Raw genomic sequence first — 24,403 nt, forward strand, 5'->3', positions numbered from 1 at the left:
ACCGCATCACTCCATCAGGTTATCCGGTGGTGGTCGCCGCCAGGCGGCGTCAGGACGCGGCACCGATCGCCGCGAGATAGTCGTGCAGCGCGTTCCGCAAGGCCGAGATCTCGGTGGCGCTGAGCCCCGCCCCCCAGCAGGCCACGGCGACCCGGGCGTTGGAGTAGCCGGAGCCGCCACGCAGCACATGGAAGGCCCCGGCCACCGGCGCCGCCGAGGTCCGGCTGATCGCCCCCAGATCGGCCACGTCCTGGTAGGCGTGGTAGCTGGCCGCGCTCTGCCGGCTCCACGCGTAGAAGCCCGTGCCGTCCCCGCCCTGTGCCGGCGCGTCGGCGCCGGCGGCGTTGGCCATGCACCACAGCACGGCAGCCGGGTTCCGGCAGGCGATCAGCGCCTGGCCGCCACCCGCCTCCCGGAACGCGCCCGACACGGTGCCGGATGAGGCCTGATGTACCCATACCGCCAGATGCGCGCTGTTCTGCTGCAGCTGGTTGGTGCCGACGGTCGCGTTGAAGCCTCCGGCCAGGTAGCCCCCGGCCGTGGCCCCGGCCCCGCCGCCCAGCCAGCCGCGATCGGTCGTGAAGCCGGGCGCCGTCGAGCCCGCCGATGTCGCCACCAGCGTGAAACTGCCCGGCGCCCGGACATTCAGGCGTGAAGCCTGCTCATGATGTGCGGCCAGCAGGTGCAGGCAATCCAGCTTGGACCAGAGGCCGGCCGATTTCAGGCTTTCGACCAGGGTCTTGATCAGCGTCTGCCGGGTATAGGCCGGCCTCACGGCCATGGCCGCGATATAGGCCCACGCATCGCCGTCGATCGGATTGACCGTGATGGTCACCGCCCCGGACGCCACGCTTTCGTTGCCGGCGGCGGTCTGCGTCGCCGTCATGGCGTTGGCGCCGGTCCCGAGATCGGTCGACGGCGTGACGGACCAGGCGCCAGTGCCGGTCGCCGTCCCGGTTCCGACCTGCACCGCATTGGCATAGAGCCGGATCGCCGCGCCCGGCACCGCACCGCCGCCCGACACCATCGGCCGCAGCTCATAGGTCGCGGCCGGCCCCGCCGGGTCCGTGATCACCGGCGCGGCCGGGGCCAGCTCCGCCAGCACCCGTCCGGTCGGCTCGCTTTTCACGCCGGACCAGTTCTCGGCGGTGGCGAAGTACCACCAGTCGCCGAGCCCCGGCGTGTCGACCACGCTGCGGGTCGAGTTCGGCCCGCCATACAGCACCCCGACCTGTGTCGCGCCGGGATAGCTGTCGCTGGCGCTGCGCCAGAACCGGAGCGCGGCGTGGTTGGGGCTGTTCGGTGCCGTCGCCGTGACCGTTACCTGTCCCGGGCCCGGCACGCCGGCCTGCGCCGTGAGGCCGAAGGGCATTCCAGGCGCCACAGGATCGGCCGTCGCCGTGAACTGCACCGGGCTGTCCTCACCGTCCGGATCCCTCGGGGCCCAATCGCCCGCCGTCCGGCGCGGCCCGAGGAAACGCGCCTGCGCCTCATAGAGCTGACCGTCGGCCAGCGCGCCGGTCTCCACCCGGCTGGCGTCCTGCTCGGCCGTCAGGATCATCCACGGCGAGGCCGGCTGCGTGACCGGCCTGTACCGCGCCTCGCCGACGAAGACGCTGCGCGGCGGCGGCTTCCACGAGATGATGCCGATCGCCGCATAGTTTTGCCCGTTGATCGCCCGGTGATCGATGGTGACGGCGACATCCTCCGGGAGCGGCATGTCGCCCTCGCCACCGCCGCCGGCCGGGATCGCCGCCGGCTCGGCCTCGTCCTCATCCGCATCCCAGTCCCACCAGCCGTCATAGCTGGTGACCTCCATCTCGACCGACATCGTGGTGCGGTCCAGGCGCATCGACGTGATCTCGAAGATCTGGTCGATCCCGAGTTCGGTGAGCGTCAGCCGCACCCAGCGCTCGCCCCAGGCGTCGAGCAGCGCCAGCGTGCCGCGGATGCGGCCGGACCAGGCCGGGTTCCCGCGTTTCAGGGTGTATCGGGCAACGCGCTGGGCCTGGCTTTCGGACGGCACGAAGCGCAGCTTGATCTGGCTGCTCTCGGTGCCGTTGCGCTCGATCGAGGCCGGGTCGAGCTGGATGCCGGCCTCGACCTCCGACCAGTCCTGGTCCTGGCTAACATAGGTGGCGCGCACCTCGTTGATCCGCTCGATCGCCGCCTTGCCGGCCGAGAAGTCGTATTCGAGGACCTGATCATCGCTGATGGTGACCGAAGCCGCGGGCATGCCGGGCACATCCGGCGAGTCCGGATCCCCGATCTTTCCCGCCCCGACCGTAAGCCCGAGCTTGCCGTCCGGTGCCTGGGTGATCCGGCCGCCGCAGGCGTCGAGCAGGTCGGACAGCACGGTCTTGCGGTCCTCCGTCAGCTCATAGGCGCCCCAGACGCACCAGCGCTTCTCCGGCACAGAGGCATTGCCCCTGCGCGGCACGAGCTGGTCGCAGACCTGCGCCGCGACCTTGAAGCTCTCCAGATCCATCTGGTCCAGCTTGAAGCCGAACCCGACCGGCACGCCGTTCTCGGTGCGGGTCAGGTAGTCCAGGACCACCAGGGCCGCGTTGTCCGACCAGGCATAGCCCGGCTCATCGCCCGCAATCTGGTGGGCCGCCGGCCGCGGATCATAGATCTTGGCGCCTTTCAGCGTCGCTCGATAGGCCGGGGGACCATTCGGGAAGACCTCCTGCTGCTGCTCCGGCTTGAGGTCCGCATATTTGGCGTAGGTCGCGCACAGCCCGCGGCCGCGATGCTTCGGGGGGTCTTCTCCCGGCTTCGGCAGCCAGTGATCCACACCGAATGCGATGGTCTGGTCGGGCGAGCCCAGATGGTTGATGACATAGACGGAACTGTCGGTGCCGGATCGGAACTTGTTGTAGCCACCGCTGGTGACCGCCCCGCCATGGGCGGCATCGACCGTCACGACCTCATCGTTCAGCCAATGCTTCTCGATGCTCGCGACTTCATGGGCGCAATGGCACAGCAGGACCTTCAGGTCGCCGCCATCGCCGACATAGTCGATATAGGCGCCGCCCAGCCGGTAAAGGCCGTAGCAGCGCACGCGCGGGGGCACCGCCTGCTTGACGACCTGGCTGCCGTCCTGGAATTTCGGCCGTGGCGGCTGCGGCGCCAGCAGGGTCTGCGCCAGGGTGCCCACGATCGACAGGCCGACACCGATTGCCGTCCAGGCGACGGTTCCGAGGCCCAGGAAGAGTCCCGTCGCGGCGGCGCCAGCCGCGATCGCGCCGCCGGATGCCGCGGCAGTGCCGACACCGATGGCGATGACGATTGCGGGTCCCATTACGGAAGCCTCCAGGCGGCCATCGCCGAGGGCGCGCGCCACAGGCCGTCGCCGAGCTTGGCCAGCCAGCCGAGCTGGCCGCGGATGGCTGCGGATGGCTCGACATCGCCGGACGGGCTGACGGCCAGGATCACCCCGATGTCGCCGGCGACGGCTTCGGAGGGATCGATCCGGGTCGCACCAATGGACTGCATGCCTGCCGCCAGCATCTCCTCCATCCCTCCGCTTCGACGCAGCAGTCGCTTGAGGCCCAGCACCGTGCGATAGCGCCCGCGCCATACGGCCATCGGGTCCCGCCGGGTCTGCGACATCACCCAGTCCGCCGCCCATGTGCAGCAATCCATCCGGCCGGGCTGGAACGCGCCGGACGCACCGACGCGGCAATGCACGGCGAGATCCGCTAGAACTCCGGCCATGTCACCGTCCGATCCACCATTTTCGGAATGAATTCGAGGGCCTGGTCGCCCGGGAAGCGCCGCTGCTGGTCACGGTCCGTCAGCATCCCGAACGGGGCACGGCTGCGCTGCGAGAAGATCGTCTCGCAGGGCAGCGAGATGGTGCGCAGCGTCGGGCCGGTGGCGGTGAAGCTGGGCTTCTGCATGATCCAGGTGCCCAGCCGGACGAGATTGTCGAGCGGCACCAGGCCGGACCGGGCGGCATCGAAGAAGCCGATCGAGATGATCAGGTTGCGGCCCTCGATCTCGTCGGCATCGGCATCCTTCCCGGCCGCCGCCACGACCTTGGGGTCGACGCCCGACAAGGTCAGGTTCAGCTGCGGTGCCGTGCCGTTGATCGCCTGCTCCAGCCCTTCGATGGATTGCAGAGGGTTGCCCTGCTTGTCCTGGCGATGGCCCATGCCGCGCCAGGTCACGCCGTCGCGGTCGAGCGGGCCGTCGCCTTCCCACACATGCATCGGGCCGCTCTTGAACTCGAAGGTGACGAACAGCGAGCAGACGACATGCTGTCCCCGCGCCTGCTCGCGGATCGTCTGTGTGAACAGCTGCATCACCACATCTCCACGAGGTCGAGCGTCGCTGTGCCCATGCGGGCGAGCTGGAGTTCGAATTCGCCGCTGTCGTCGACCGCCAGGCGCATCGGAACGCGGGCGCGGCACCATTCGACGGGGGCGCCGTCGGGCGCCTCCACGCGCAGCTTCGGCCGGATCTCCAGGCGGGTCGTCTCCTCCGGCAACGGGGCGACGCCGACGACGACATACAGGTAGCCGGCAATGCCGATGAATGAGCCCTCCAGCACCGGCAGCACCGTCGATCCGTTCGCGATCTTGAGGAAGATCGCGCCGGCGGGGGCAGCCTCGGCCATGCCCGGCGGTGCACCGCCCTGCATGAAGCCGGCGCCGTCGTCGTGCCGGGCCTTGTCGCGGTAGGGAATGTCATGGATGGCCGGGGCCAGCCGATTGCCGTTCCGGCAGTCGCACGGCCCGACGCGGACGCCATTGGCCCGGCCCTCGAGGCGCGCCATCAGCGACCGCATGGCCCGGATCTTGGCCGGCGTGTGCAGCGGCACCGTCAGCCGCGCCACCCAGCGGCCGAGCCCCGATCCCACCACCTGCTCGCGGCCGGCGATGGTCTCGCCGCCGGAGCGGGTGCGGGCGTCGATGCGGAACATCTCCGCATTGGCCACCAGGATCGAGGGCCAGTCGTAGATGAGGATCGGATTGTCGGTCATGCGAAGCGGATCCGGTGCTGGCGGTTGATCTCGGGCACCTGGGCCAGGCCTTTCTTGACGGCGGCCGCCGCGATCTCGGCGATGGTCCGGTCGCCATTGGCGCCCGCCAAGCTGATGTTGAAGTTGATCGGCGGACCCGACCCGTTGCCGCCGCCGGCCGCGGCCTTGATCACGTGGTTCGGGATCACCTGGCCGGGCACGGAGGGGGCGAACCATTCCCGCCCGGCCTCGCCGACCTGGTACAGCCGGCCGGGCAGCGCCTGGCCACCACCGGCCAAGCCGCCGCCGAACAAGCCGCCCAGCCAGGACAGGCCCGATCCGATCAGGGTGGCGAGGCCACCGCCGCCGGCAGACGGCTGGTCGATGGGTTTCGGGAACGGGCCGAGAATGCCGGCCCCACCAGAAACGGCGCCGAAGATCTGGTTGAACACGCCCCCCAGCGCGCCCTGGCCGAACAGACCCTTCGCCACCAGATCGAGCAGGCCTAGCCCGATCTTGTCCAAGGCGTCATTGAAATCCTTGGCCCCCTTGATGCCATCCTTGAAGACATCACCGACCGCGCTGATGGCGTCTCCCACCTCCTTCTGCCGCGCCTTCGCGTCCTCGGCCTTGTCCGCCGTCTTCTCGTAGGCCTCTCCCGCCTGGACAATGGCCCGTACCACCACCTCCTGGGCCGCCTTCTCGTCTCCCAGAAGCGCGATCAGCGCCGGCTTCAGAGCCATAGCCTTCGTCTCGGCCTGGAAGTACTTCTCCAGCGGCGTCAGGGTCTGCTCATACAGGCGCCCGGCGTCCTCCAGCATGGCGCCCTGCGCCTTATCGGCATCCGACTGCACCGCTCTGGAGGCACTGCTCCGGCGGACACCGGTTCCGGGACGGGATGGGATTTCGAAGCCGGCAGGGTCCTTGTCGCTCGAATACTGCCTCATGAGCTCTATGAAGGCGCTCTGCAGATCCCGGGTCGCGAAGGTGACCGACTGACCGCCGAACGACAGCCCGGTCTTGGGAAGCATGGACGCCCGCAGGTCCCTGAAGGCGTCGACGGCATTGCGCAGGAACCCGGCCCGGTCGGCGGCATACACCAGCCCGTCGCCGAAGCCATAGGCTGCGTCGGCCGCAGATTTCTGCGCCTTTTCAACCAGTTCGATCGCCAGCTTCAGCGCAGTCGCTTGTTTCTCCAAGGCGTCCACCGAGCCGATATTCTGGTCGATCGCGGTCGTGAAGACCGCCACGTCGTCCTTGCCGGAAATCGCCTGCGCACCAAGCTCGTCCAATCTTTGCCGGATCTCGCGCAGGCGTTCCGCCGAAACCGGCGCCTTGGAGTTGATCTCCTCCATGAGAGCGAAGATCTCACGATCCGTGGCATCGCCGGCTCCTTCGCGGATGCGCGCGCCGATCGAGCCTCCCCGGATGCCGAAGCTGTCGGCAGCGATCTTGTCCTGGAGACGCTGCATCGCCGTGGCGTTTTCTGTTGCCGCGGCTTGCAGATCATCCATCGCCTGCTTGCTCTTCTTGCCGAAGTCATCAAGACCCAGGCCGGAAATCTGCATGTCGTCCAGGACGCCGCGCAGGCTGTTGCCCACCTTGTCGAATGATGCCGCGGCCCGAATTCCCGCCGCTTCCGCGCTCTCGCCGAACAGATCGACATTCGTCAGCAAGGTCTCGAGCACCGTCGCGGCCGCGCCCAGCACGGTCCCCCAGGTCCCGAAGATCGGCAGAAACTCCGCCGCCTCTCCCAGGAACAGCTCCAGCGCGCTCCTTCCCTCGACCAGGCCCTTGACCAGTCCCGGCACGCGGGAAGCAGCTGTCTCCAGCGCCTTGCCGATTCCGTCGGAGCTCTTCTTCGCGGCGTCCTCGGCCGCCGCCATGTTGCGGGTGGTGACGGCGGCGACTTGCACCATCGCCTGGTTGTAGGGGCCGACGACGGCCGTCACCTCGACGACGATCTGGTCTGCGGCTTGTGCCATGGGGACACCTCAGCGAGAATCGGCTCGACATCGAGCGGGGACCATGGGAAGGTCTGACTCTATTTTTGGTGGGGGAATGAATGATAAAATCTATTTTATGTGTCGTGGCGGTTTCGACCGCCGCTGTCCTATGTGCGCCGGCCTTTGCGGCCACCCCGGAGCAGTGCAAGAACCTTGCGGATGCGTACCTTCAGGCGTTGAAGTATCAGGGCAAGGGAATCGCGCAGGCCCAGGAGTTGCTGCGGCAGGAGTTGGTCGTGCTGGCCACCGTTGCCCGCCTGAAGATGCAGTATCCGGAGATCAAGGACGAGGATCTCGACAGCCTCCGGAATCTGGCGAAGGACATGAAGCAAACTGCCGGCGCTCTCACGCCCGAGGGCGACCCTGACATTCATCAGCGCGGTGCCCTTGCGATCCACGAGCTTTGCCCCTGACACTGCCGCGGCGAGGCTCGCGGTGCAGAACAGAAGGGACGCCGGTGCCGGTCTCACCGGCGTCTCTGTCATCTGACGCCGAGGATCGATCCCCTATCCGGTTACCAGGCCGACCTGCCGCGCCCGGGCTAGCATCTCGTCGAAAGCTTCGTCGGAAGGCGGAGCCACGGCCGCGGCGCCGGCCGGATCCACGATCCGGGCATAGGCACGGCCGGCGAGGAGGAACTCGGCCAGGCTCATCCGGCCGACGTCGAGCGGCGAGAGGCCGAGCGCGAAGGCTTGCCCGGTGAAGGCCGCGACGTCGATCCATCCGTCCCGTCGCCCGCCGCGGCCCCGGCTTTTCCCTCCGCCTCCTCCGCCGCCTCGGCGACGCCGAAATAGGCCGCCATCATGACCGCCTGCGCCGTCACCAGGGCGTTCGCCGGATCTCGCGGGTCGGCCAGCGGACGACCATCGATATAGGTGTCGACCAGCTCTCGCGCCCGTATCGCCGGCATCCCGCCGCCGATCAGGCCCAGGCGGATGGTCTCGACGATGTCGCTGATGCGCCAGCGCCGCTCGACCAGTAGGCGCTGGGCGATCTCGCCCAGCCCCGCATTGCACAGCCGCTGCAGCTCCTCGACCTGCTTCAGCTTCAGGGCGAAGAGATAGGTCCCGTCCGCCCATTTCAGCTCGATCTCGGCGGCGATGTTCGGCTGCGCCGTCATCACGCCGCCGCCGTCCAGGCCGGCTTGCCGTTGAGGGTGATGGCGATCTGCACCGTCGCCCGCTGGCCGCGTTGGGCTGTGACCTGATAGTTCGTCAGGATCGCCGGTGCCTGATAGTAGCCGCCGAAATCGGCCGCGGTGACGTCATAGACCCAGCGGACGGTCTTCTCGGTGCCGCCGAAGGCCCAGTCCTCCCAGGTCTTGCGGGCGTTGCGGTCCAGCACGCCCTGGCCGCTCAGCGTCATCTGCAGCGCGGTGATGTCGGTGATCTTCCAGGCCGGATCGTCCGGGTTGTCACAGTCCGGGATGATGCTCTCATTGGTGTCGCTGGCGATGGTCATGCCCAGCTCGGTCAGGCCGCAGGGCGCGGCGAAGACCTCGGTCGGGGCCGCCCCGTTGCCGAGCAGGATCATGACGTCGGAAAAACGGAAGGTCTTGGCCTGGGCCATCGGGATCTCCTCGAACGAGAAAGCCCCGCGCGACGGCGGGACCGGGCGTGCCGCGAACGGCACGGGATGACGGAACGGCGCCTATACCGCCGCGATGCTCTCGAACTCGATCACGCCGTGGGTCACGCCCTGTTCGGCAGGATCGTCGAGCAGACGGGACTGCCGCCATTGCAGCGACACCAGCGAGCCTTCGGGAATTGCGGGATCGGCTTCGTCCAGCGCCGCGACCACCGCGGCCGCCAGCAGCTCTGCCGAGGCGCGGCCGTAGTCCTTGGTGAAGGCGTCGACCTGCAGCCGGACCAGGCTGCCTTGCACCGCGCCCGTGGCCTCCCAGGGCGACGCGATCGCGGTGGTGCAGCGCAGGAAGGGATAGGCCGGCGCGGCCGGGACGTAGTCGTAGATCCGGGTGCCGACCAGGGCCACCACGCCGGGATCGGCCAGCAGCGCCGCGACCACCGCGCGGCGCAGTTGGCCGGACAGGTCACGACCGCTCATGTTCGACCCCAGGCTTGGACACCCGCCGGCCGACGCCAGCGGCCTCTGCGGCCACGGCCGCGGCGGTCGGGACCAGTAGCGTCGCTCCCTCCCTGTAGGCCAGGGTCAGGCGTCGCGATGGCCGGTAATCGAAATCGGCGGTAAAATGGATCCAGGGCATCTAGTCTCTCCATGAGAGCGCGGGCGCCGGGCGTCATTTTTTTGCGAGGCCGCGGCGGACGGCCTGGCGGAGCAGCTCGACCGCCTTGTCCCGCGTCTTGGCGACGGCCGGCCGCAGATAGGGGCGCGCTGCCACTCGCGAAGTGCCGTATTCGAGATCACGGGCATAGGGCGCGGTCGAGATCACATGGACCTCCAACTCTCCGCGGCGCTCGATACCGATGCCGCGATGCAACAGGTCGGTGTCGGCCTTCGGCGACTCCCCCGGCAGAGACGGGATGTGGCCCGGTCCGCTCTTCCAGTCGGCGGTGATGCTGGCCAAGGCCTCTGCCGTGACCAGCCCAGCCGCGGTGACCAGCGCCTGGTCAGCCTCCTCACGGACGGCCGCGCCGGCCCGCTTGAGGCGTGCGAGCTGGCGATCGACACCGGTGACGCGGGCCATCAGGCCGGCATCCCGGTCAGGATCCAGGCGGCGCCGGCCGGGTCGCGCTCGACCGCGCTGATCCGCCAGCGGCCGCCGGCCAGGGTGATCTCGTCATCCGGCGTCGGCTCCGCGGCGACGCCGGCCTGCAGCACGATCAGGCGGGCCGCCCGGTCGGGAATGCCCCAATCGGCCCGCTGCCTGTCGCCGATCTCGTCGCGGTGGCCCTTGACCGGGACATCGGCGAAGACGGGCGGCAGGATCACCCCGCCCCCCGCATCCTTCGCGGCGACATGCAGCATGCCGTCGAGCAGCAACGGCCCAAGGGCGGCGCCGAACGCCGCCCGGAGAGATCCGTCGAGCAGGGACATGGCTAGACCACCGTCACGGCCGGAACGTTGCGCTGCAGCAGTTCGAGGAAGCGGCGGCCATAGCTGGTCGAGCCTAGCGCGCCCGGCTCCGCTTCCGCGGAGTGGGGCCGCTCCAGCTCCAGCGCGCCGCTGCGCATCCGGCTGAAGCCGCCGGCAGCGAACGCCGCGGCCTCTGCGCCGCTGCCCTGCCCGTCCAGGGTCAGGATATGGGCGGCGAGCAGCAGCCGGCCGAGCCGGGCATCGGGCACGCTGGTCCAGTCGGCGCCGGCCAGCAGCGCCGCCTCGTCCAACGCCGTCTGGACCGTCGCGTCGGCAACCGCGGCGAAGCCCGGGAACCGGGTCTTGAGATCGGCGGGGGTGAGCCCGTCCATCATCGGCCTCCCCGCCCCGGCCGCCGGGCCCGTACCGCCTTCTCCTCGCCGGCGGGCGGGTCGGTCACGGCCAGCAGCCCGGCCTCGGCCTGCTGCCGGACGCTCTCCGCCTCGGCCTCGCTGAGGTCGAGCTCGACGGTCTCGCCGGGTTCGACCAGCCGCGCCCGGCCGCGCGCGTAGAGGAAGCGCGGGCCGGGCGAGATGTTGGCGATGCGCATGGCCGCTCTCCTCTGATTAGATGCCGTCGCCGTAGCGGAACGCCTTCGGCCGCCGGATCTCGACCCCGCCGGTTCGGAAGATGCCGGGGACGTCGAACACCAGCGGGCCGGACTGCCACGGCGCCTGGAAGCGATGCGGCATCGGCAGGTGCAGCTTCACCACCTGCGGGTCGCGGCGATAGGCGACCATGCGGGCGGTGTTGCCGGCACCCGCCGTCTCCAGCCCGCGCACGGCCCGGATGGTCAGCGGCGCGCCGGTGATGGCGGTGTAGGTGTTGTTGCGGCGCAGATGCTCGAGGATGGTGACGTCGCTGGTGGCGGTGCGGGCGATGGTGGCGATGGCGTCGAACCGCGCCACCGGCAGCAGCAGCGTGTCCGCCATCTCGACCGTCAGCGACCCGGTGTAGACGCCGGTCAGCAGCGCGTTGATGTCGCGCAGGATCTGGTCCGGCGTCTTGGCCGACCAGGCGGTGGACGCGCCGGTGCCGTCATTGGCGACCAGGCCGGCGGTGACGTTCGGATCGTTGATCAGCCCGGTCCAGCCCTTGGCGGTGCCGCTGGGCGGCACGCCGCGCAGGGCGACGCCGTCCATGAACTCCTCATAGGCGCGCACCGCCGCGGCAGCGCGGTCGGCCGACAGATTCAGGCCCGGCACCAGCATGGCCTGGCCCAATTCCTCTGCGGTATAGCGATATCCCACGGCCGCCATCTCGACCGGGTGCTGATGCTCGCTGCGCTCGACATCCGCCAGCGGCATGTCCTTGCCGAAGTGGTTGAACCAGTCGGCCTGGCCGAGCTTGTCGGTGGAGAAGAAGGTGACGCTCTTGGCCCAGGGATTGGCCGAGGTGTCGACCGGCACCAGGGCCGGGTACTGGATGTCGGGATACTGGATCTCGTAGGCCTGGGCCTCGATGGCGGCGGTCTGGGACACCAGGAAGCCCAGCGCCTGCTGGGCGTCGAATGCGAACATGGAAGGCTCCTTCGAAGGGGCTGGGCGGTGGGGATCAGGCGGAGGGCAGTGCGCCGCCCAGCCGCAGGATGGCGAGGCCGCCATTGGCGGCGCCGGTCATCCAGCGGGCGCCGGCGATGGCGAAATGGGTGGCATCGGCCGGCAGGCTGGACAGGATGCCGGTCGCGGCGTCGAACACGACGTTGTCGCCCGGGGCCACCGCGCCGCCGGTCGCGACCCAGATGTCGCCCTCGGTCAGCACGGCGATGCCGGCACCCTGCGGGTAGGTGTCGCCATCGGACGGGTCGAGCACGACGTCCCGGATCGAGACGCCGACGAAGCCCGTGGCGGCCGCGGCGCCCAGCACCGCGCCCTTGGCGCCGGCGCCCTGGCCGACGGCGAGGCCGAAGCCGATGCCGGAAGCGGTCTCGACGATGCGGGTGTCGGCATCGGCATTGGTCAGGTTGGCGACCATGCCGGCGACCGCCGGGCGGATGGTCTCGCTGTAGCTGTTCTGCGCGACGGCCATGTCCGTCTCTCCTTTTATCAGTGGCAGGCGGCGGTTCAGGCCGCGGTGGAACCGGTGGAGGTCGTGGTCCGCCAGGCCTGGGTCAGGCGGGTGTCGCGCCGGCGCAGCGCCTCGCCCCGGGCATCGCCCGGCACCGGACGGGTGGCCAGGGCCTGGCGCAGCGGGTCGGGCCGTCCGGCCGGGGTGGCGGCAGCCAGCACCCGGAAGGCGCCCTCCACCGCGGCGTCGCTCATCTCGCGGGCGGCGGCGTCGCCGATCCGGGCGGCCACGGCGGCCCGGCGGATTCCGGCCTCGCCGAGGGTGTCGACCGCCAGCGCCTCGCCGCCGATCCGCCGGGCCTCGGCCACCAGGCGGGCCCGGGCGGCCACCGCCTCGTCCAGCCGGGCCGGGGTCAGCTCGGCATCGCGCAGCCGGGCGGTCAGGGCGGCGATCTCGCCATCCTTGGCCTCGAGCGCCGTCCGCAGCGCCGCGACCTCGTCGGCCGGGGTTGCGGCGGGCGCGGCAGGCGGCACAACATTCCAGGCATCGCCGATGCGGCAGGCCGGGCCGGCGCGGGCGGCGTCGACCACGGCCAGGTGGTTGGCGCGGATCCGGCGCTGCACGGCGTCGTAAGGCTCACCCGCCGGCGTGGTGCCGGCGGTCCAGTCGATCTCGGCGGTGTAGCCGACGCTGAGCTGGCGCTTGCCGGCGGTGACGGCGTCGATCGCGGCGCGGTCCATCAGCACCAGCGGCACGCGGACATAGTCGCCGTCCCGCGCCACCTCGCCGCCGACCTGGCCGACGCTGAGCGCCTTCCAGTTGGCGGAGGTCACGGCCTCGGCCGGATGATCGAGGGTCACCGGCCGGTGGGCCATCGACGCCAGCGCGTCGGCGGCGAATACCTCCTCCTCCGGCCGCCAGACCCTGACGGCGGCGAGGTCGGTGCGCCCCATCTCGGCGCCGCTATAGGTCTGGATGCCGGTGCGGGAGATGCGGGCGGCCGCGACCAGATAGCCGTCCTGCGTGGTGCGCCGGTCGCCGACCAGCGTCACCATGTCGGTGATGAGCATGGGATCTCCTTGGATTGGGGGGCGGTGCCGTCGCAAGTCGACCGCCAATAACGAACCGTCATCCCCGTGACAGCGGGGATCTCGTCACGATCGATCTCAAGGAGATCCCGCGTGTGCGGGAATGACGGCAAAGAGGCGAGGTTGGGTTCGCTTTCGACAAGCCCAACCTGCTCATGTGGAAGCCGGCTTCAGGAGCGGATCAGATGACCCGGATATCGGTGACCATCAGGTCGGCACCGGCCCCGAGGAAAAAGGAGAACCTCGCCTTGACGGCGCCCAACGGCGCCGAGGCCACGGCGCGGAACCGCAACCACGAGGTGAAGCCGTTGGTCGCGAGAACGGAGCCGGTCTGCGTGGCCACCGGGGGCGTCCTGATCGGCTGGCCATTCTGATCGAAGTATTTGAACTCGTGGTCGTCCGCGTCGATCCAGCGCGGATAGATGCGGAAATATCCAGAGGCGGCGCCCGTGTATTTCAGCCAAAAATCCACGACGTGATCATATCCGCTTTCGACTGCCAGAGGCGCATCGGTCTGAATCTCCACACCGGTCGTCGTCGCATGGATCCGGATCGCCTCATTCGCGCCCATCGGTAGGTCCGACGTCGCTTTGTAAAAGCCCCCCTGTCCATAGCCGACGCTAGCCCAATGGCCCTTCGACGTAAGATCGTCGGTGATTGGCATCGACCGGCCGGTCGGATCGGCGAGCACGAGTCGGTTCGGGCCTTCCCGCAGGCGGTACGACTGTGCCGTGGAGTTGTCGATGGCGAGATCGGTACAGGTCATTCGACCGCCATGGACGAAATAGGCCGCCTGATCCGTCGAATCGATACGCCACTGGTGGACCGTCGTATCGCGAAACACGATCTCGTAATCCGGCGCCTGGCTGGCATCGACAAGATTGTGCAGGCTTCGATCGACAACCCCGTCGTCCCGACGGATCACCACATCGTCCAACAGCAGCCGCCCGGTGGCGCCCGGCGCTACCTTGAACGGGATGGGATTTGACCATCCCACGGGGAAGACGTTGGGCCAGCCATAGTGGCCATTGCGGCAGGACCGGTAGGTCACATCGCCGGTCAGATAATCCGAGCAGGCACGCTCGACATCGCAGTTCTCGACGACGATACCGCCACCCCAAAGATTGTAGCCGGCCGTGACCGCCCGCTGGATGCTACCGCCGATCAGGCGGACCAATCCGGCCCGGTTCACGAGCGTACGGCCAGCCGCATCGTCCCACCATGAAGCGCTGGCCTGGGTCCTCTGCGCCACGAAGATCGAGTCGTGGAACTGCAGGTACGCGTTCAGGGCGTTGCCGACGAAGGGCACCATCACCCCGACCGGGGAATAGCCGTGGATGTGGAACTCGCTCTGCGGATACCGAGGCTGCGGCGCGTCCCCGTCATGCGCGCCCCAGACGATCCCGGTTTTCATGTTCCGGATTCGGAGACCGTCGATATATCCATATTGGGTCGCATCCCTATTGATATTAATCGGATTATTGTATTTATCCAAAACCTGCTGACCATCTTTGTTGACAAGATAAACATCTTCGCTCTTGCATCGCAGAGCGCATCTATAGTTCAGAGCATAGATGGGTGATGTCTTGTCACCATCGGAGATAACGCCGGCGTTAAAAATTCTGCCCTCGCGCCAGTTGCGCAGGGTCAGCACGGCATCGGCCGCGGTCGCTGCAATTCCGGTCAGGAAGAAGCCGGCCATGTCGATGATCTGGTAGAGCATCGAGGCGGTGACCGACGTCACCCGGTAGGTCCGGGTGAACCGGACCCGGTTGTAGCCCAGCGCGGTCTGCACCGCGTCGGTATCATCGACGGTGCCGTTCTCCCACCAGGAAGGAGTCACGAACACCGCCTCGGTGATCAGGCCGTCCGGTCCCGCACGCCCCCCATCCCCGAACACCACGGTGCCGCCCCAGCCAGCCTCTCGGACGAAGATCCGGATCGGCGGAGCCGTGAACGGCCCGGCAAAGGTCAGTTTCGGATATGAGACGCGTGCCGTATAGGGGACGTCATAGGACACATCGTTCTCATCTTTCAGGGTGATGGTCTTCGGCACATCGGCCGTTCGATCGTCCTTGATCCGAATCTGCCCACCCGGCTCCACGACCACTGGAACCTCAACAGTCAGTTCTCCCGAGCCGGAGACGGAAACGGGGCTGTCGATGACCAGACCAGCGTATCCCGCGAGGTCGTTAACCGCCGTCGCCAAGTCGGCGTAGATCGGGTTCGATGACGTCCTGAGCATCATGAATCGTCTCCATCGGAATTGAAGAGGAATGACCGAAGGCCAAGTGATCGCGACGTATCAGGCCGAGACCTACTCACTCTCCGGCAGGCCCGGATACACGCGGTCCTCGACCAACTGGCCCCGCACCGCGGCGGCCAGCATTTCGGGCGGCACCAGTGCCGTCCGGGCATAGATCTCGGTCGCTTGCGCCTTCTTCAGCCCGATCTCGGCCCGGTCTTCGGCCCCGAGCTGCCATAGTGGCGCCCAGTCGTACCGGATCTCCGGCGGCCGGGTGCCGAGCGCGCTGAGGATCAGCGCCTCGTCCAGCCGCTGCAGCGCCGGGCCCAGCGTCACCCGCTGCTCCGCCGCGATCCGGTCGTAGTAGTTGCGGGTGTCGCCCTCGCCGGTCGCGTTCAGCCCGGCCGGGGCCTGGCCCAGCAGCCGGGTGGCCGGGATGTCGGCGGCGCCTGCGGCGATCTGCAGATATTGCTGCATGATCTCGGGCAGTTGGGCGAAGCTCAGCTGCTTGCGGTCCCACTCCTCCTCCTTGTCGATGACCAGGGCATTCACCAGGCCCTTCATCGTGTTGGCCAGGGTGAACCGGTCGACGAGCTTGCTGGCGTAGTCGGGCTGCGCCAGATGCTGGGTGAGCTGCGGGATGCGGATGACGTCGAGCTTGGCTTCATGGATCAGCGTCGCCACGCCCTGGGCGGCAAGCCCGGCCTGGCGGATCGCATCCATCATCGCCTGCAGCACGCTGTCGCCCCAGCCGTCGCCGGCGGTCCCGTCCGGCAGCTCGGCGCCGGGCAGCCGCACGACCCGGCTGGCATGCAGCCGCACGCCCGCCTGCCCCGCCCCCGACCCGCCGGCCGATGCGACCTGGTACCAGCCGGGCTCGCCGAAGCCGGGCGACAGGACATCGCGGTCGATCTCGCCGGGCGAAATCTCCCAGCGATGCATGACATGCAGGTAGCGCAAGCCCCCGCGGCCGAGCGGCGGCAACGGCTGCGCCGGGTCGCCGTCGCCCGCGCCCAGCACCAGGGCGGCGCCGCCGTAGAGCCGGGCCAGCCGCAGCGCCCGCGCCACCTTGCGCTGGACGCCGAGCCGCGCCTCCTCCGCCTCGATCGCGGCGATCTGCGCCGGATCGGCATGCCAACGCCGCCATTCCCGGGTCATGTCGAAGGGCGGCACGTCGATCACCTTGCGGGCGATCCAGTCGCCGCGATAGGCGGCGTCGAGCTGCCCGCGATCCTGCATGACCTGCAGGAACCGGTCATGCGCGAGCTTGTCCCTGGCGGTGAACAGGCCGGCAAGGACATTGGTCAGCGTGTCCAGAAACAAGGCTGGCCTCCGAGAGCCCCATCGGCTCGGTTGTGATGTTGCTCAGATGCCGGTTCCGACCCAGCTCAGCGAGCCGTCGTAGCTGCCCCGCTGCCGCCCCTCGACCGCATAGCGCAGCGCGTCGATGACATGATTCTCGCGGTCTTCCAGCCGACGCAGCTTCGCCCCGGTGTGCGGGTCGGTGCGGTAGCTGTAGAGCGCCAGCTCGTCGATCAGGTGCCGGCAGCGCGGATGCACCAGGATGTCATGGCTTTTCAGGAATTCGACACCGTCCTCGACGGAGCCGGTGCCCTTGACCGCCGCGCGGATGTTGGGGAAGCCGTGGCGCTGCATGTAGCTGATGGTCTCGGGCCGAGCGCTGTCGGCGGTGATCGGCCAGCGCCGGGCTTCCGGAATGGTGTCGAACAGGGCCGGCGTACGGTCGATCTCGCATCCGACCGCATAGGCTTCGTGGTCGACGAACAGCGTCCGCTCCTCGACAAAACAGCGCACCAGCACGGTCGGGTCGGTGCTGAAGCCCCAGTCGGCGCCGAACAGGAACCGGGTGCCGGCCGGCGGCTCGAACGCCTCCGCCCGCCAGTTCGAGAACACCCGCGTGTCGCTGATGCGGCGATAGCCGCCCAGCCAGATGTGCTGGTGCTTGTCCGGATCGCGCTGCCGGTCCCACTCCATCTCGGCCTTCAGCACCTCCGGGAAATTCGGGTTGTCCGACCAGTTGGCCTCGACTAGGAGGGCGCCAGGCGGCGGCGGGCCGCCGCGGAACAGCACATCCACCGGATCCTCCGCCCGCGTCGGGTTCCAGGAGAACCACAGCTCCGACCCCGGCTTGCGAATGGTCGGGCGCAGCAGCTCGAGACTGCGGGCCGACAGCGCCTGCGCTTCCTCCACCCAGGCGATGTCGTAGCCCTCCAGCGACTTGATGCTCTCCGCCGTGTGATTCTGCATGCCCTGGAAGATGATGCGGCCGTCGCCGGGCCCGAGGATACGCTCCGCCTGGACCCGAAAATGGCCGCCGGCGCCCAACGCCTGGATCTTGTCCTCGATCAGCCGCTTCACCGACTGGTCCAGCGACCGCTGCACCTCGCGGATACACACGGCCCGCACCGGCGCCGTGTCGACGCAGCGCCGCACCAGCAGCTCGGCGAAGACATGCGACTTGCCGGAGCCGCGGCCGCCATGCACACCCTTGTAGCGCGACCGATCGAGCAGCTGCCGGAACTTGAGCGGCAGATCGGGCGAGGGCAGCCCTGCAGTGCCCTTCACGGGCAGGATCTCGGCCTCGGGCGGCAAACTCCGCAGCCGATCGAGGTGCCGCGACAGCTCCTGCACCTCCTCCGGCATGCACAAGCCTTTCGCCAGGACGAACCGGGTCCTCTCCTGCAGCTTCGCCACCGCGGCCGACGATACCGGCTGCCGCCGCAGCCGCCGCTGCTCCTCCTGTCGGAAAGCCTCGATCAGGACCCAGGGCTTCCTCAGCAGCTTCGAGGCGGTGTCCTTGGGCTCGGATCGCGTATATCCCGCCTTCCGGGCCGCATCGGCGCCATTGCCGGACCCGACATAGGCGCTGGCGAAACGGCGCTGATTCCTATTCGGCGTTCTCCGCTGCTGCGCCATGCCGCCCCCACGCCTCCAACCCGGACACCGGAACGAAAGCGCCCGCCGCGGCGGTGCCGGGCGGGCGCAACTGTCTGACTGTATCTGAACTATGCCACGCGACGCGGCATCGTGTCAAGAACAAAAAGCGAACACCCTTATCTCTCGTGCGCAGCCCGCCCGGGCAGATGGCGAAACCCCGAAACCGCGACCGGGAAAGACTTCGGACATCCGCTCAGGCCATGGCGCCGCGGGCCGCGATGGGCCACAGGCATTCGACCCGGCCGGACCGGACCCCGACATACCAGTCGTAGCGGTCGATCGTCGGGTCGCAATGCCCCGGCACCAAGCGCAGCATCTCGCCGAGTCGGGGCCGGTCGGCGCCGGGCTCGATCACCAGCCGGCCATGCTCGTCCGACGGGCCCTCGTAGCGGATGCCGTCGCGGCCCGAGACCAGGGGCATGCCGCTGTCGGTGGGCAGCGCCTTGTGCCCGGCATCGACCACGGCGGCACCGTCGCGCGGCACGCTCATCACCGTCGCCAGCACGGACAGCGCCTGGCGGAAGGGCGGCGGCGGGTCGTTGCGGGCATAATCCGCATCCATGAAGGCGTAGGAGCCGACCTGCAGCTCGGTGAACACGCCGCTCGCCGCCTCCAGCGCGAAGGTGCCGGTGCCGGCGCCGCCGATGATCGGGCAGTCGAGGCCGGCGCGGCGCAGATCCTCCACCGTCCGCTCCGCCGCCTGCGCCGCTTCGGCGATGGCGGCGGCGCGCTCCTCCGGCGATCTCTTGTGCTGGGCGCGGCCGTGATAGGCCTGCAGCCCGCCGAAGGCCAAATGCCGGCTGGCGGCGATGCGCCGGGCCAGGGCCACCGCCTCCTCCCCCGGCGCCACGCCGCAGCGGCCGGTGCCGACATCGATCTCGACCAGCACAGTCAGCCGCGTGCCCGCCGCCTCCGCCGCAGTCTCGATCGCCGCCACGCCATCGGGATGGTCGGCGCAGACGGCGACCTGCGCGATCCGGGTCAGCGCCGCCAGCCGCGCCAGCTTGCGCGGACCGACCACCTCGTTGCTGACCAGGATGTCCAGCACGCCGCCCCAGGCCAGGATCTCGGCCTCCGCCACCTTCTGGGTGCATTGGCCGACCGCGCCGCGCGCCAGCTGCCGATGGGCGATGACCAGCGATTTGTGGGTCTTGGCATGCGGCCGCAGCTTCACCCCGGCCGCCGCGGCCAGCCCGGCCATGTGGTCGAGATTGGCCTCGAAGGCGTCGAGGTCGAGGATCAGGGCCGGGGTGTCGACCTCCTCCTCGCGCATGCCCGGCTCGGCCGGCGGCGGCTGCAGCATCGATCGCACTCCCTGAGGCTTGGGCCTAGGCCGCCATCGGCCGGGTCGCGCCCTTCAGCTCGCGGAAATTGTCGCGGATATGGGTCGCCGCCCGCAAGGCCAGGGCCGAGATCGTCGGCGTCGGGTTGACCACGCCGCCGGTGGCCAGGACGCTGCCATCGACGATGAACAGGTTCGGCACGTCCCAGCTCTGCTGCCATTTGTTCACCACCGAGGTCTCGGGGTCGCTGCCCATGCGGCAGGTGCCGATCATGTGCCAGGCGGGGGTGCGGTAGACGCCGTCCTTGTCGCGATAGTCCTGCAGCTTGACCTCGAAGGCGCCGGCGGCGCTGCCGATGTCGACCAGCCGGTCGAGCATGTAGTTCATCATCCGCCGGTCGTTCTCGCCCGGCGCGTAATGCATGGTCGCGACCGGGATGCCGTCAGCATCGCGCCTCACCGGGTCGAGGGCGACGCGGTTCTCCGGGTTCGGCAGGTCGTCGCCGATGGCATAGACGCCGATGCCGTGGCCGAAATGGCGCTCGAACCACCGATGGTGATCGCGGCCCCAGGGCGCCTTGGTCTCGGTGATCCAGCCGGCGGCGACCTCCGCCGCGGCCGAGGTGCTGGTCAGACAGTTGAAGTTGAAGCCGTTGACGAAGCCGCGGCCGACATCGGTCTCGGCGAATTGCCGGCTGATCAGCGAGGCGACGTAGCCCATATGGCCGTCGATCGGCTCGTCCACCCAGATCTCGGCTCCCACCAGCGTGTGGTGCAGCAGATTGCGGCCGACCTGGTCCGACTGGTTGGCGAGATTGTCCGACGCCAGCAGCAGCCGCGGCGTGCCGACGCCGTTGGCGGCGACGACCACGATCTCGGCCGGCTGGAACTCGGTCCGGCCGGTCTCGCGGTCGATGTAGACGGCGCCGGTGGCGCGGCCGTCCCTGCCCTTCTCGATCCGCAGCACCCGGGCGTGGATGCGCAGCTCGGTCCCGGCGGCCAGCGCCTTGGGCCAGATCGACAGCGAATACTTGCTCATCGACCCGCGCGGGCAGCCATTGCAAATGCCGCAGCCATTGCAGCCCGGCCGGCCGTCATAGTCCTCCGAGATCACACCGGCCTCGGCCGGCCACCAGTGCCAGCCAAGATGGTCGAAGGCCTGGGACAGGCGGCGCGCCGCCTTGGTGAAGGGCAGCGGCCCGGTCGGGCAGGCCTCCCGTGGCGGCATCGCCGGGTCGCCGGCCAGGCCGCTGACGCCGATCATGCGGTCCGCCGCCTCATAGAACGGGGCGACGTCCTCATAGGCGATCGGCCAGTTCGGCTGCAGCCCGTGCTCGTCGCCCTTGCGGAAATCCGACGGCCGGTAGCGCGGCCAGATCGCGCCATAGACATTGGTCGACCCGCCGACACCGTTCCACATCAGCACCTGTGAGCTGTCGGTGACCACCGGGTAGTCGTCCGGATGGCGGCGGCGGTTGATGTCGGCGTTCCACCGGGTGCGGCGCTGCCAGGACCAGTCGGAGCTGTAATGCGGATGGTCGCCGGCCTCGACCCAGGAGCCCTGCTCGAGGCAGACCACGTTGAGCCCGGCCTGGGCCAGCACCACGGCGGCGAGGGATCCGGTGGCGCCGGCGCCGATGATCAGGATGTCGCAGGATGGCTTGGTCATCGCTTCAGGCCCCAGGCTTGCGTGCGGTCGCTGTCGAGATCGAGGGCGGAGATGTCGACCGGGCGCACATCCCCGGTCGGCAGCCAGCGGCCGCGGCCGTGCTTCGGGGCGTCGCGGGCCGGATCGAAGCGCTGCAGCGGATAGCCCTTCACATGCGGCCGCAGCCGGTAGGGATGGCCCTGGGCGTTGATCACCGCGACCACATAGGGGCTCTCGTAATAGGCGTAGTACGCGGCGTCGCGGACCCAGCCGAACAGCTCGGGCTCCGCCGCCTCCAGGGCCTGCACGATGGCGATGCGCCGCTCCTCCGGCTGGTCGGCAAAGGGACCGCCGGCCTGCAGGATCGCCTGGGTGAGCCGCGTGAGGTCGCTCTCGCCCCGCTCCTCGACCAGATGGATCGCCAGCGTCGACTGGACGCCGATGGTGGCTCCGGAGGGCCAGTCGCCCTCGCCCGGCAGCAGCAGGTCGACCAGGTCGGCCAGCAGCCGCGCCGAGACGGCGGAAGAAGGTGTGGTTGTGGTCATTTCCCGGTCCGGGTGATCGAGATCATCTTGAGTTCGGTCATCGCCTCGAGCGTGTGGCGCCCGCCGAGCCGGCCGATGCCGCTTCGGGTGCCGGTGCCGCCGCCGAAGGGCAGGTGCAGCTCCCACCAAGTGCTGCCGGCATTGACGTTGACGATGCCGGCCGGGATCGCCTCGCCGAAGCGCAGCGCCCGGTCCATGTCGGCGGTGAACAGGCCGATGCTAAGGCCGTGCTCGGTGTCCAGCGCCAGGTCCAGCGCCTCCGCATCGTCGTCGAAGGCCAGCACCGGCACCACCGGGCCGAACGTCTCCTCCCGGTTGATCCGCATGTCGCGGGTGACGCCGGTGATCACGGTCGGCTCGAAGAACAGGTCGCTGCCCAGATCCGGCCGCGGCTTGCCGCCGGCCAGCACCGTGGCGCCGCGGGCGACGGCGTCGTCGACATGCTCGCGCACCTTGGCGGCGACCTTCGGGTTGTTCAGCGGCCCCATGGTGGTGCCCTGCTGCAGCGGGTCGCCGAGCTTGTGCCCCCGGGCGATCTCGGCCAGCCGCTGCGCCAGGGGCTCGACAATGCTGCGATGGGCCAACACCCGGCCGGTGGCGGCGCAGACCTGGCCGGCGTTGAAGAAGGCGCCGCTGGCCGCCGCCGCGGCGGCGCGGTCGAGATCGGCGTCTTCGAACACCAGCACCGGCCCGTTGCCGCCGAGCTCCAGCAACATCGGCTTGCCGGCGCCGCGCTCGGCGATGCGCTGGCCGGTGGCCGGGCTGCCGGTGAAGCCGATGCCGTTGGTGCCGGGATGGGCGACGATCTCGTCGCCGACCACCGCCCCCTCCCCGATCACCAGGTTGACCACGCCGGGCGGCAGCCCCGCCTCCTCGATCGCGCGCATCAGCTCGACCGCGGCCATCGAGGTGGTCGGCGCCGGCACCCAGACGATGGCGTTGCCGGTGGCGATGCCGGGGGCGAGGTATTCGACCGGGATGTTGACCGGGAAGTTCCAGGGCGTGATCACGGCATAGACGCCGCGCGGCTGGCGCAGGGTCAGCACCAGCTTGCTCGGGTCCTCCGCCGGCAGGGTCTCGCCGCGCAGCTGCTTGACCAGCTCGGCCGCCAGCCGGAAGCCGTCCGCCGCCTTGCCGACCTCGCCATGCGCTTCCTTGAACGGCTTGCCCTGCTCCAGGCTGAGGGTGCGGGCGATGCGGTCGCGGGCGCCGTCGATCTGGGCGGCGATGGCGAGGCAGGCCTTGGCCCGTTGCCACACCGGCGTCGCGGCCCAGCCGGGCTGCGCCGCCCGTGCTGCGGCGATGGCGCGGCGCGCCGTGTCGCGGCTGCTGCGCGGCAGCCGGCCGATCGGCTCGCCGGTCGCCGGGTTGGTCGCCGGCATCGTCTCCGGCTCGGTTTCCCAGCGCCCGCCGATATGGTTGGCGAAGGTCTCGATATCGTCGCGCTGCATCACTTCGTTCCTTCCGCCGGGTGCCACCAGCGCCCGTTGACCACGACGCCCTCGGCGAAGATCCGCCGCTTGGCGGTGACGACCTCGCCGCGCACATCCTCCAGCGGGAAGGCGCCGTCCTTGAGCGACAGGATGCTGGCGTCGCCGACGCTGCCGGTCTTGAAGGTGCCGAGCTCGGGCCGGTTCAGCGCCTTGGCGGCGTTGACGGTCGAGGCCGCGATCACCTCGTCCAGCGGCATGCCGAGTTCCAGGAACTTCGACAGCGTCGTCACCTGGTCATAGGCCGGGCCGTTGATGCACAGCGCATGGACGTCGGAGGAGATGGTGTCGGGCTTGAAGCCCTGGGCCAGCATCGCCCGCGCGGTCTTCCAGCCGAACGACCCCTTGCCGTGGCCGATGTCGAACAGCACGCCGCGCTGCCGCGCCGCCAGCACCTCGGGCTTGATCGTGCCGTCGCGGCTGACCGGCGAATTCGGGAAGGGCCGGAAGCAGTGGGTCAGCACGTCGCTCGGCCGCAGCCGGTCGACCACCGCCTCGTAGGAGGGCGGCGGCTCGTCGATATGGACCATCAGCGGCAGGCCGGTCTCGTCCGCCACCTGCAGGGCGACGTCGAGCGGGGCGATGCCGGCCGGGCCGCTGGCGATGCGGCCGATCCGCACCTTGATGCCGATGATCACGTCGCGGTTCGCCTCCGCCACCTCGACCGCGTCCCGCGCCGCCATCAGCCGGATGTCGTGGCTTTCCCCGACCATGACGCGCTCGGAGAAGGCGAAGATGCCGGCGAAGGAGACGTGCAGATAGACCAGGATGCGGATCTGGCTGGGGTCGATCACATGCTTGCGGAAGCCCGGGAAGTTGCCGGGGCCGGCGCTGCCGGTGTCGACGCAGGTGGTGACCGCGCTCCGCCGCGCGAAATCCTCGGCGTCGATGCCGAGCGAGGTGCCGCCCCAATAGACATGGGTGTGCAGGTCGATCAGCCCCGGCGTCACGATCAGGCCGGACACGTCACGGACCGTGCCGCCGCCGGGGTCCAGCCCGGCGCCGACCGCCACGACCTTGCCGCCGGCGAAGGCGACATCGGCGACGCGGTCGATGCCCTGCGACGGGTCGATCACCCGTCCGTTCCGGAGCACGAGGTCGAAGGCCATGG

The 24,403-nt window shown here is 69.4% G+C and carries 25 protein-coding genes; 1 reads left to right on the plus strand and 24 read right to left on the minus strand.

Annotated elements, in window-relative coordinates; genetic code table 11:
- Window positions 1-49: 49 nt before the first annotated feature.
- Genes BWR60_RS02825 through BWR60_RS02840 form a run of 5 tightly spaced genes read right to left on the minus strand, consistent with a single transcriptional unit; the run spans window position 50 to window position 6,954 of the window.
- Window positions 50-3,304 (minus strand): phage tail protein, encoded by a 3,255-nt coding sequence (locus BWR60_RS02825; protein ID WP_179221605.1) that lies wholly within the window; start codon window positions 3,302-3,304, stop codon window positions 50-52.
- On the minus strand, window positions 3,304-3,720 hold the full coding sequence (locus tag BWR60_RS36835) for a DUF6950 family protein (protein ID WP_429913001.1): 417 nt from the start codon (window positions 3,718-3,720) through the stop codon (window positions 3,304-3,306). The genes BWR60_RS02825 and BWR60_RS36835 overlap by 1 nt, the downstream gene beginning before the upstream one ends.
- Entirely contained in the window at window positions 3,705-4,310 is a 606-nt protein-coding gene (locus tag BWR60_RS02830; protein ID WP_088149491.1) for a hypothetical protein, read from the minus strand. Before BWR60_RS02830 ends, BWR60_RS36835 begins: the two co-directional genes overlap by 16 nt.
- Window positions 4,310-4,990, minus strand: a complete 681-nt coding sequence (locus BWR60_RS02835; RefSeq protein ID WP_088149492.1) for a hypothetical protein — start codon at window positions 4,988-4,990, stop codon at window positions 4,310-4,312. Before BWR60_RS02835 ends, BWR60_RS02830 begins: the two co-directional genes overlap by 1 nt.
- Complete coding sequence (locus tag BWR60_RS02840; protein WP_088149493.1) at window positions 4,987-6,954, minus strand: hypothetical protein; 1,968 nt, start codon at window positions 6,952-6,954, stop codon at window positions 4,987-4,989. The genes BWR60_RS02835 and BWR60_RS02840 overlap by 4 nt, the downstream gene beginning before the upstream one ends.
- 80 nt (window positions 6,955-7,034) lie before the next feature.
- On the opposite strand from BWR60_RS02840, the gene BWR60_RS02845 reads away from it, so the two are divergent.
- Window positions 7,035-7,388, plus strand: coding sequence for a hypothetical protein (locus BWR60_RS02845; protein WP_144445507.1), 354 nt, complete (start codon window positions 7,035-7,037; stop codon window positions 7,386-7,388).
- 93 nt (window positions 7,389-7,481) lie between these two features.
- Here the strand turns inward: BWR60_RS02845 and BWR60_RS36840 are convergent, their stop codons facing one another.
- The 19 genes from BWR60_RS36840 to BWR60_RS02935 form a co-directional block, all read right to left on the minus strand.
- On the minus strand, window positions 7,482-7,628 hold the full coding sequence (locus tag BWR60_RS36840) for a hypothetical protein (protein ID WP_179221607.1): 147 nt from the start codon (window positions 7,626-7,628) through the stop codon (window positions 7,482-7,484).
- A complete protein-coding gene (locus BWR60_RS02850) occupies window positions 7,625-8,095 on the minus strand; it encodes a gene transfer agent family protein (protein ID WP_088149495.1) in 471 nt (156 codons plus the stop codon). The genes BWR60_RS36840 and BWR60_RS02850 overlap by 4 nt, the downstream gene beginning before the upstream one ends.
- The gene (locus BWR60_RS02855) at window positions 8,095-8,544 is read right to left on the minus strand and encodes a phage tail tube protein (protein WP_088149496.1); all 450 of its coding nucleotides are present in this window, start codon (window positions 8,542-8,544) and stop codon (window positions 8,095-8,097) included. The genes BWR60_RS02850 and BWR60_RS02855 overlap by 1 nt, the downstream gene beginning before the upstream one ends.
- Before the next feature lie 81 nt (window positions 8,545-8,625).
- Window positions 8,626-9,039 (minus strand): DUF3168 domain-containing protein, encoded by a 414-nt coding sequence (locus tag BWR60_RS02860; protein WP_088149497.1) that lies wholly within the window; start codon window positions 9,037-9,039, stop codon window positions 8,626-8,628.
- A 193-nt stretch (window positions 9,040-9,232) separates the two neighbouring features.
- On the minus strand, window positions 9,233-9,640 hold the full coding sequence (locus BWR60_RS02865; RefSeq protein ID WP_088149498.1) for an HK97-gp10 family putative phage morphogenesis protein: 408 nt from the start codon (window positions 9,638-9,640) through the stop codon (window positions 9,233-9,235).
- On the minus strand, window positions 9,640-9,990 hold the full coding sequence (locus BWR60_RS02870) for a hypothetical protein (RefSeq protein WP_088149499.1): 351 nt from the start codon (window positions 9,988-9,990) through the stop codon (window positions 9,640-9,642). Before BWR60_RS02870 ends, BWR60_RS02865 begins: the two co-directional genes overlap by 1 nt.
- 2 nt (window positions 9,991-9,992) lie before the next feature.
- Complete coding sequence (locus tag BWR60_RS02875; RefSeq protein WP_088149500.1) at window positions 9,993-10,361, minus strand: DUF4054 domain-containing protein; 369 nt, start codon at window positions 10,359-10,361, stop codon at window positions 9,993-9,995.
- On the minus strand, window positions 10,361-10,579 hold the full coding sequence (locus BWR60_RS02880; RefSeq protein WP_088149501.1) for a hypothetical protein: 219 nt from the start codon (window positions 10,577-10,579) through the stop codon (window positions 10,361-10,363). Before BWR60_RS02880 ends, BWR60_RS02875 begins: the two co-directional genes overlap by 1 nt.
- A 16-nt stretch (window positions 10,580-10,595) precedes the next feature.
- Window positions 10,596-11,549, minus strand: coding sequence for a DUF2184 domain-containing protein (locus BWR60_RS02885; protein WP_088149502.1), 954 nt, complete (start codon window positions 11,547-11,549; stop codon window positions 10,596-10,598).
- 34 nt (window positions 11,550-11,583) lie between these two features.
- Window positions 11,584-12,057, minus strand: a complete 474-nt coding sequence (locus tag BWR60_RS02890; RefSeq protein ID WP_088149503.1) for a structural cement protein Gp24 — start codon at window positions 12,055-12,057, stop codon at window positions 11,584-11,586.
- 35 nt (window positions 12,058-12,092) lie between these two features.
- Window positions 12,093-13,106, minus strand: a complete 1,014-nt coding sequence (locus tag BWR60_RS02895) for a DUF2213 domain-containing protein (RefSeq protein WP_088149504.1) — start codon at window positions 13,104-13,106, stop codon at window positions 12,093-12,095.
- Window positions 13,107-13,305: 199 nt separating this feature from the next.
- The gene (locus BWR60_RS02900; RefSeq protein ID WP_088149505.1) at window positions 13,306-15,372 is read right to left on the minus strand and encodes a hypothetical protein; all 2,067 of its coding nucleotides are present in this window, start codon (window positions 15,370-15,372) and stop codon (window positions 13,306-13,308) included.
- 69 nt (window positions 15,373-15,441) lie between these two features.
- Window positions 15,442-16,692, minus strand: coding sequence for a DUF1073 domain-containing protein (locus tag BWR60_RS02905; protein ID WP_088149506.1), 1,251 nt, complete (start codon window positions 16,690-16,692; stop codon window positions 15,442-15,444).
- A 42-nt stretch (window positions 16,693-16,734) separates the two neighbouring features.
- Window positions 16,735-18,306 carry a PBSX family phage terminase large subunit gene (locus BWR60_RS02910; protein ID WP_088149507.1) on the minus strand — a complete coding sequence of 524 codons (1,572 nt, stop codon included), beginning with the start codon at window positions 18,304-18,306 and terminating at the stop codon, window positions 16,735-16,737.
- Between the two features lie 214 nt (window positions 18,307-18,520).
- Complete coding sequence (locus tag BWR60_RS02915) at window positions 18,521-19,630, minus strand: DSD1 family PLP-dependent enzyme (protein ID WP_088149508.1); 1,110 nt, start codon at window positions 19,628-19,630, stop codon at window positions 18,521-18,523.
- A 25-nt stretch (window positions 19,631-19,655) separates the two neighbouring features.
- The gene (locus BWR60_RS02920; RefSeq protein ID WP_088149509.1) at window positions 19,656-21,278 is read right to left on the minus strand and encodes a GMC family oxidoreductase; all 1,623 of its coding nucleotides are present in this window, start codon (window positions 21,276-21,278) and stop codon (window positions 19,656-19,658) included.
- Window positions 21,275-21,802, minus strand: coding sequence for a hypothetical protein (locus BWR60_RS02925; protein WP_088149510.1), 528 nt, complete (start codon window positions 21,800-21,802; stop codon window positions 21,275-21,277). Before BWR60_RS02925 ends, BWR60_RS02920 begins: the two co-directional genes overlap by 4 nt.
- Window positions 21,799-23,253, minus strand: coding sequence for an aldehyde dehydrogenase family protein (locus BWR60_RS02930; protein WP_218823315.1), 1,455 nt, complete (start codon window positions 23,251-23,253; stop codon window positions 21,799-21,801). The genes BWR60_RS02925 and BWR60_RS02930 overlap by 4 nt, the downstream gene beginning before the upstream one ends.
- Window positions 23,253-24,401 (minus strand): amidohydrolase/deacetylase family metallohydrolase, encoded by a 1,149-nt coding sequence (locus tag BWR60_RS02935; RefSeq protein ID WP_088149511.1) that lies wholly within the window; start codon window positions 24,399-24,401, stop codon window positions 23,253-23,255. The genes BWR60_RS02930 and BWR60_RS02935 overlap by 1 nt, the downstream gene beginning before the upstream one ends.
- Window positions 24,402-24,403: the final 2 nt, after the last annotated feature.

Source organism: Inquilinus limosus, assembly GCF_002195995.1.
GTDB lineage: Bacteria > Pseudomonadota > Alphaproteobacteria > DSM-16000 > Inquilinaceae > Inquilinus > Inquilinus limosus_C.